This is a genomic window from Endozoicomonas sp. (assembly GCF_051008435.1).
Taxonomy (GTDB): domain Bacteria; phylum Pseudomonadota; class Gammaproteobacteria; order Pseudomonadales; family Endozoicomonadaceae; genus Endozoicomonas_A.
On the sequence record NZ_JBPCXO010000232.1, the window covers coordinates 1 to 7,172 of the forward strand.

Genomic DNA, 7,172 nt, shown 5'->3' on the forward strand with positions numbered 1-7,172 from the left:
CATACCGTTTTGACGCAGAGTAACCATCTATTTATGTCGATATATTCGGCATTTCGTCTTGAAGTTTTGTCTAACAAGCTCAATTTGAACCACTTTGAGTTGCGAGCGAAGCTTTATCTTTCAGCGCTGACATCATCGTTCCAAGAACTTCAGTCGATGAAGGGTGCGTAACATGAGTTATTAAGGAATTGAGTAGACCTTGATCATTCGATCCTGTTAGAGCTGCGAACAGTTTCTCAATGGGAGGCCCTATTAAGCGGCTGATCTCCTGTTCACCACAAGGAGCAAAATGATGAGAGTCCAGAGCGTAATTGACAGAACGAACGATGCCGTCCTTTGGATCGCTGATGGTGCCATCCAGGTCAAAGATCAAATAGTCGTAGTTCAAAATAAAGTCTCGTTAAATTTTATGTGAGGCGTGTGATTTTCAAGGCGGTTTTTCAAAAACTGGATGAAGGCAGAGTGTTCAGGATTGCTCTGTGCAGTAAAGTCGACTTTGCTCGAGCCCCAAATGAGCGATGACATCCAGTATCGACAGGTGAGAAAGGAAGTCGTTGCGTTTGTGTTGTGAGTATTCAGCGGGTTCAAAGTTCTGAAATCGTAATTTGAGCCCGGAGTTTTCTTCAAACTGGTCCTCTAAAAGGTAAGTTTTGGATCCCACCGGCGATAAATATTCGGTTGCCGAGAGGGCGTTGCAAATCTGGGCCAAATGTTCAGAGCGTTTGCCGGAACAGTTCAGTTGGCTGGATACAAAAAAATGGGTTTCAAGGTCCAGCTGCTGGCTGATTAACCGGATGGCATTCATATTAAAACGACTGAGTTCCATAGTCTCTGTACTGTAAATCGCATCAATAATGGGCAGAACCTGGTGAGCAAAGGGTAGTTTTGCGTAGGCTCTCTGCAGGGTTATTGCCTGTTTTTCCCGCCAGCGGGGCAGGGTAGAGAGTCTGACCTCGTTGATTGGAGTATGTGAAGAGCATTTTTCAATGGGAAGTGTCATTAACTGCTCTTCTCCATTCAGCAGAATCCGGTTCCTGACCTGCCAGGAGCGTTTCTGATATTGAACATCATCCAGAAACACAAAACAGTCTGCCTGGTGAATCAGGTTGAAGAAACCCGCCCAGGGAATGAAGCTGGGCTGCATAATGACACAAGTTGTCATGACATCGCCTGTTGCAAATGACGGCTGAGAAATTCAATTTTCTTATCTCGCCCCTGAATATGCCAGGCACCCGGCAGCATCTTGAAACCGTTGCTGTCGTGATTAAATTGCTCAATCAGTGACTTATCCCTGACGGTGAAATTAACGTAACGGCGTTGTTTATGGAGGGTAAGGGCTGAAGTCAGCGGGGGGAGCTTAAGAAAGTTCAGGTACTCACTGAGTTGAGCGTCCAGTTTGTCCAGCGATTCATGCGCCAGAAACCCCTCCACAGATATTTTATTCTGTCCATTCAGTGGGTATGCGTACAGCCGGAAGATACTGGATTGGGACGAAAAGATGTGATGATAGACGGGCTCAATGTAATTTTGATTGTCCAGCAGTGCGGTTGCACAATACATCGCTGTGGATGGGGTATCCAGTTTGCCGGTGTGGGTATTGATTAGTAGTCCGGTGGGGTTGGCGCACCATAGAGTCCGATCAGCCGGGTATGCTTGCCCCCTGGAATAGCATTCTATTTGATCCTTGTCTGAAAGCATGGGTTTTATCGGAGCAGAAGTATGAACAGTTACGCCTCTTTCTTTCAGCAGACGACTCAAACGATCAAAGAATGGAGTGAATCCGGATTCAGGTAAAAGCCCCATGGCTTTTTGTCTGTCAGGAAAAAGCAGAGAACGGGGAACACCGGTCATTTGATCAATCACCGGATTTCGGGACTTTTCTTCACACAGTCCTGAAATATCTTTGTTAAAGAAGACTCTGGGCAGCTGCATACTGGTCACGCAGTCTGAGTGAAGGCTGTCCAGCGAGCCAAACTGTTCAGCCCATGCAATGATTGGGGGAGCATGGCGACCATAGAGAGCAAGTCGGTCAATGAGCTTCCCAGAGTTTAATGACGACACTTGCCCCTGAATATCATGGGTGTCGTGGATGACCGGTTGAGCAAAGTCAGCGTGGAACTGTTGATCACCAAAGAGCTCGGTCACTGAACCGTATTCATGGACGAAGCATTGCAGTTGACTGGAAAGGGCTTGATCCAGCTGATGCAGCCATTCTGAGTCATTAAAGTACTGGCAGCCATTAAAGTAGGCTTCATTTTCGACTTCCAGGTCTTTGAGAATGCCACCCAGTTCAGCGCTGGCTTCAAACAGTTGAACCTTTGCCCCCCAGTGAGCCGCCTTCAAGGCCATTATGCAACCTGTTATACCGCCGCCAACAATATTGAGATCCATCTCGGTCATCCTCTATTTAAGGACTGTGACAAGGCAAATACGTTCTCTACTCAAGGCTGCTTATAGGCGTAGACAGCGTATTCAAAAGGAATGACCCCTTGCTTGACTTGATAGTCGTGCCTGAGGGTAACAGTGGGAGTCAATTGTTTTACGTAGCTGAAAGCCGCCTCCGGTGCTTCATAAAAGAGTTCATCGTCCTGATAGTCTACGTAAGTGCTCATCAAGTTGAAGGCCAGACCTTTGGTCACCCGACTGAACAACTGTGAGACAGTATTCTGGTAAAAGGTCCGGTTGTCGTCCATACGGTTGTTAAATACACCGCTGACGAAGGCATAATCGAAGGTCTCGTCAGCCAACTCTTCCCACAACATAAAACGATGCTCGGGGTGCTTACTGCGACCGTATCCCAGTAATTCGGGGACGATATCGATGCCCGTGTAATCAACATTGATCTGTCTGGATTTAAGATAGGTCGCCAGGTGGCCTGTCCCGGAGCCAAAGTCCAGTATGCGACAACCTTCCAATGGGGCAATTTCAGTCAGAATGGCATAACGTTTTTCCTGACTGGCTCTGTCTGAATACTGCGCAGCTTCAGCGGTATCGCCAAACTGCTCCAGACGTTGTCGATAGTGTTCCTGAATATCCATTTCTCGGCTCATGGCTTTCTCGAAATAAAGGATTCGGCTACGGTGGATTGACTGCAAGATGGAGTGGTGGTTGAAATCTGTTGCATGGCGGCAATGACTTTAGCGGTTCCCCCGCTTGGAAAAAGAGTCTGGTCATCAAGCCGTATGCCCTTTAGCTTGTTGATAGCCGCCTTCAGGCTTTTTGAGTTCAGCAATTCGGGCATCAGCTTCACACCGGTTCCCAGTTCCACCAAACGATCGGCCACCTGATTTTGAATGTCAGAATGAGGCAGCAGCAGGGAAGGGACGTTCAAAGCGGCTGTTTCATAACTGATGAACCCGCAGGCAATAATTGCTGCATGATGTTGTGCGATCAATTCAGCCATATTATGGGTTTCAGGCAGACAGGTGTGCCCCGATTGGGAGCAGATATGGGCAATAGAAGCGTAATCGGGGTGAGTAGGCTGGAGCAATACTGTCAGATTCAGGTGTCCTGCTGTTTTTAGAGTGTCGAGGATTTTCAGGGATAAACCCTTGGAATCAGCGCCCCCCATAAACACCAGCAGACTGAATTTGTCGGAGGAGGGGCGTGAATAGTTGAAATGGAATTCGGGCCTCAGTAAACAATATTCTGTACCCAGAAAGCGTTGGGTGGATTCAGGAGTCAGTTCGCGATAGTCCGATTTTCCGCTGATGGCTACATTCTGATCCAGCAGGAGATCACAGTTGTGGCTGCGGTCTGCGAGATCATCAATGGTCAGGATGAAACGGGCTTTAGCTCGGAGCTTCTGTTCCCAGCGGCTGTCCAGTGCGTAGTGATCAACGATGAGCCAGTCACACTCACTGCCTATGAGAGAGAGGGTTTCATCCGCGTCACTCTGCCAGTCAATGCCTAACCAGTTTTTATAGGGAGGTTGATCCTGATCATTGCATGCAAAGTGATCTTTTGAGTTTGATGGGAGTGATAGAGCGGTGAACCCTGAGGATCGAACCTTATCCAGCATATGCCCTTGAAAAAGACGACAGATAAAGAGAATCTCAAAACCTTGGTTTCTCATCGATTGGGCCAGAGTCAGACAACGCATAACATGGCCTGAACCAATATGAGAAGCGGCATCGACCCGAAAGACGGCCTTCATGTCAGTCGTTTCCAGTCAGTGACAATGTGCTCAGCGGTGCTTATTTCTCTATAAAATAGATAGGTGGCACTGCTACCAACGGCAATAGGCCAACAGGGACATTGCTCATGGATGAAATACAAAACCAGTTTCCTGTGTTATATGAAACATCCTGTTTGATAAAGCTTTGGGCTCATGGTCGTCTGATCAGAGGTGATGACTAAAAATCAACCACTCAAACAATGTAGCATCATCAATTTTTATCAGGCAAGCGTTGGGGAGGGTTGTGGTTTATCTGCCTCCCGTAAGATTTACCTTCGTATTGTATGGTTGTACGTGCATTGGCCTGGTCTGAAGCAGGGCATTATTCATCTTCTGTGCAGCCAGATTTCATCAAACTCACTGAAATCATTAAACACGTAGTCGGCAAACTCGGACTCTGACGATGCACGGGTTTTCCAGAAGGTTGTCATCCCAAGCTGCTTGGCTGGTTGAATATCAGCCGACAGATTGTCTCCGCAGAAACAAACCTGATCACTATTGTTTGAGAATAGGTCCAACCCTGCTTGGAATATCGCAGGATCGGGCTTTTTGATGCCAAGCTCTCCGGAGGTCACGATAAAATCAAAGTAGGTATCCAGGCCCAAAGCTCGAATTTTATTTCTCTGGAAAAAGTCTCGTCCATTCGTTATGCAACCAATGGAGACTTCGTTATTTTTTAACTCAGTCAGCGATTCATGGACACCAGGGAAAGACACAGAGAATTCGTGCAAAGTGTTATCAAACTCCTTAAGGAGATCATCGCTCAACTGTGTGGAAAAATTGAACTGTGATGCCAGAAGGCTGAAAGCCTGAGCTTTAGGCTGGATAATGCTGTTTTGAGTAATGAACGCTTCTTTGAATTGCTGGGGACATAGATTGAGTGCAGTCAGTCTATTATCGAACAGGTAGTCGGCATAATGGCTCAGAGTGGCGCTTTTATCATACAGTGTGTCGTCCAGATCGAACATTATATTCATTGTGTCACATATTGGCATAGGCTCTGGCGAGTCGATGATCAAAAGGGGTGGTATCGTTTCCTTCATGGCTAAAGCTATCGACGGTGCGACCTTTTTGAACGACAAGGACGGTGCGAAAAACTTCCAGGCTGATTAACAGGGTAATAATCCAGCCTATATAGCCAACGAGAACTATCAAGCTGGTGCTCATCGAATCATTCCTTTGATGTTGAGGGTTTAACAGTGGCTCAGCAGGGGCTGCCTTACAAGTTAGCTGTTTGCGGGCTGATGGAACTCAATGACGTTACCGTCAGGATCCCGAACAAAGAAGAACTGAGCTCCCTTAAATTCAACCTCACCTGTAATTTTGATCCCCAACTCTCTCATGTAAGTGATCGCGGACTGATAATCGGTTATCTCCAGGGCAATGTGGGTATAGCCCGGGTATTTTATGGACTCTTCCATCAAAACATTGCTCTTGGGTGCGTCCGCTGAAGCATTGAGAATAAGGTTGATGTTAACGCCAGAGGGATGCTCAACGATAGCGACAGGCTCTGGCCCGACTGGGCCGGCGATGAACTCGAACCCCAGCTTTTCGTAGAATGCTCGAGAGACTTCCATGTCTCTGACTCTCAAACCGACATGATTGATTCTGGTGATTTCTTTCATCTTTTTGCTCCTGAAGGTTGGCGTTGTAGAGCTCTGAACACGGGTGACAAAATGTGCTCGTACTGTAACGAGTCGATTGGCCTGTGTTCAGGGGGGGAATCCATTCTGACTTTTGAGTATAAGGGTCATAATTCAGGCTTCAACAACTATGCACCCTGATGGGACGTTTGGGCTCAAACTAAAGCAGAGGGGAATTAACCCCTTAGATTATTAGGATTGAACCTACCGGAGTAATAAAGAGTCATTGATAGGAATAAATTCACTGGCTTCGTTCATCAATGAGCTAGACGTTAAATTGGGTACACCGTAAACTTCAACTTTCTTGCCTTTAGCCGCCCTGACTTTATTCGCAAGAAGGTCAAAATCCCCATCTCCGGAAACTAAGACCACTACATCTGCCAGGTCTGCATACTCTAAAACATCGATCGTTATGCCTACGTCCCAGTCGCCTTTTGCAGAGCCATCGCTTCTTTGTATAAAAGGCTTCAATCTGACATCAAAGCCAATAGCCCTTAAGATATTCTGAAATTCATACTGCTTTTTATCACCCCGATCAATCGCATAGGCAAAGGCTTTTACGACTTCTCTTCCACCGGTGGCGGCCAGCCAAAACTTATTGTAATCAAAGTTTCGCCCATAGGTCTGTCTGGCAGTGTAGTAAACATTTTGTACATCAACAAAGAGTGCAACTTTATCCATTATGTGATTCCAGTGATGCAGGGAAGCCTAACGAATTTGTAGAAAATGACATAATACAACTCACTCTCTTATCCGGATCGTTTTTATTCGTTGTAGGGTTTAATGCTGACTGGCTTCATCTTACAGCCTGTCGATGAAGGTTTATAGATTTTTAAGCGGGCAGGTGGCTGTTTGTAGGGATCTCAGAAAGCTATGAAATGACACATCAGCCGAGAGTCCCTGGCCTTGTGTCTCCTCCTGAGAGTGGATTCGTCTAGCTTCATTTCCTGACTGTGGCACATGATGAGTAGTCTGTTTACTCAACTTTATGCCTTCTATAGCGTTTGATTGACTTGGAATCTCTTTACTCGAATGACGGCTAAGACAAGGTAGCCTTTTAGCAAAGTGTGACTGCTAAATGCCAGAATAGAAGGGCAGGGCAATTGCATCAATTCTGAACCACTGAACAAAGAAGCTTTTTCAGATGCTTGTGATCCCAACCAGCCACTTTTCGATGGCTTTTGATACTACGCCTTCCTTTGTTTGCTTTGATAGCATTCAGTGCAATACGTCTTAAAATAGAGAAGTTTTCAGCACCATTCCCTGTCTTTATCTGGCAGGCATCTTCTGAGAACGCAATATCCAGCACCCAGTGCAGATTGTTCTCCACAGACCAGTGATTCCGGCTGATC

9 protein-coding genes and 2 pseudogenes are annotated in these 7,172 nt (G+C 46.5%); 1 reads left to right on the forward strand and 10 read right to left on the reverse strand.

Going from position 1 to position 7,172, the window contains the following annotated elements:
* Positions 1-171: pseudogene (locus tag ACR2PX_RS11945) on the forward strand (IS701 family transposase); the annotation flags it as partial.
* Between the two features lie 52 nt (positions 172-223).
* Here the strand turns inward: ACR2PX_RS11945 and ACR2PX_RS11950 are convergent.
* From ACR2PX_RS11950 to ACR2PX_RS11995, 10 genes and pseudogenes are all read right to left on the reverse strand, one after another.
* Positions 224-388, reverse strand: a pseudogene (locus tag ACR2PX_RS11950) (HAD hydrolase-like protein); the annotation flags it as partial.
* 78 nt (positions 389-466) lie between these two features.
* The gene (locus ACR2PX_RS11955; RefSeq protein ID WP_433999582.1) at positions 467-1,162 is read right to left on the reverse strand and encodes a WbqC family protein; all 696 of its coding nucleotides are present in this window, start codon (positions 1,160-1,162) and stop codon (positions 467-469) included.
* Positions 1,159-2,391, reverse strand: a complete 1,233-nt coding sequence (locus tag ACR2PX_RS11960) for an NAD(P)-binding protein (RefSeq protein WP_433999583.1) — start codon at positions 2,389-2,391, stop codon at positions 1,159-1,161. Before ACR2PX_RS11960 ends, ACR2PX_RS11955 begins: the two co-directional genes overlap by 4 nt.
* Before the next feature lie 50 nt (positions 2,392-2,441).
* Entirely contained in the window at positions 2,442-3,038 is a 597-nt protein-coding gene (locus ACR2PX_RS11965; protein ID WP_433999584.1) for a class I SAM-dependent methyltransferase, read from the reverse strand.
* 8 nt (positions 3,039-3,046) lie between these two features.
* Positions 3,047-4,156: a UDP-2,4-diacetamido-2,4,6-trideoxy-beta-L-altropyranose hydrolase gene (pseG, locus tag ACR2PX_RS11970; protein ID WP_433999585.1), complete on the reverse strand. Its 1,110-nt coding sequence runs from the start codon at positions 4,154-4,156 to the stop codon at positions 3,047-3,049.
* Between the two features lie 347 nt (positions 4,157-4,503).
* On the reverse strand, positions 4,504-5,154 hold the full coding sequence (locus tag ACR2PX_RS11975; RefSeq protein WP_433999586.1) for an HAD family hydrolase: 651 nt from the start codon (positions 5,152-5,154) through the stop codon (positions 4,504-4,506).
* A 4-nt stretch (positions 5,155-5,158) separates the two neighbouring features.
* A complete protein-coding gene (locus tag ACR2PX_RS11980) occupies positions 5,159-5,344 on the reverse strand; it encodes a hypothetical protein (protein WP_433999587.1) in 186 nt (61 codons plus the stop codon).
* Positions 5,345-5,403: 59 nt separating this feature from the next.
* Positions 5,404-5,802 carry a VOC family protein gene (locus ACR2PX_RS11985; RefSeq protein ID WP_433999588.1) on the reverse strand — a complete coding sequence of 133 codons (399 nt, stop codon included), beginning with the start codon at positions 5,800-5,802 and terminating at the stop codon, positions 5,404-5,406.
* Positions 5,803-6,024: 222 nt separating this feature from the next.
* Positions 6,025-6,501 (reverse strand): NYN domain-containing protein, encoded by a 477-nt coding sequence (locus ACR2PX_RS11990; protein WP_433999589.1) that lies wholly within the window; start codon positions 6,499-6,501, stop codon positions 6,025-6,027.
* A 427-nt stretch (positions 6,502-6,928) separates the two neighbouring features.
* Positions 6,929-7,172: transposase (locus ACR2PX_RS11995; RefSeq protein ID WP_433999590.1), on the reverse strand; the 244-nt coding region annotated here is incomplete at its 5' end.